The 632-nt window shown below is 66.6% G+C and carries 1 protein-coding gene; it reads left to right on the top strand.

Translation table 11 applies throughout. From position 1 onward, the window contains the following. Window positions 1-632: carbohydrate ABC transporter permease (locus tag CCN37_RS38640; protein WP_086830288.1), on the top strand; the 632-nt coding region annotated here is incomplete at both ends.

Here is a 632-nt window from a genome sequence, read left to right as displayed (position 1 = left end):
CCGGCACCGACAAGTACCGGAAACTCTTCGAGGAATCCGACTTCGGCCACGTCATCCTCTGGACCGTGCTGTGGACGGTCGTGGTCGTCGGCGTCACGATGCTGGTCTCGCTGGGCCTCGCCCAGCTGTTCAACCAGCGCTTCCCGGGCCGCCGCATCACCCGCTGGGCGCTCATCGCCCCCTGGGCGGCGTCGGTCCTGATGACCGCCATCGGCTTCAAGTGGATGCTCAACCAGACCGCGGGTGTGCTCAACACCCTCATGCTGGACCTGGGCATCATCGACAAGTCCGAGGACTGGCTGGGCTCGGCCTCCACCGCCTGGCCCTGGATGATGTTCGTGGCGGTGTTCGTCTCGCTGCCGTTCACCACCTACACCCTGCTCGCCGGGCTCCAGACGATCCCGGGCGAGGTCTACGAGGCGGCCCGTATCGACGGCGCCGGGCCCTGGCAGACCTACCGGGGCATCACGCTGCCGCTGCTGCGGCCGGCCTTCCTCGTCGGTGTCGTCATCAACCTGATCAACGTCTTCAACTCGTTCCCGATCATCTGGGCGATGACGCAGGGCGGCCCGGGCAGCGACACGGCGACGACCACCGTGTTCATGTACAAGCTCAAGGAGACGGACCTCGCC

Source organism: Allokutzneria sp. NRRL B-24872, assembly GCF_002155965.1.
GTDB lineage: Bacteria > Actinomycetota > Actinomycetes > Mycobacteriales > Pseudonocardiaceae > Allokutzneria.
Note: the sequence above shows the minus strand (reverse complement) of the source record. Positions and strands in the feature narration are given on the sequence as shown.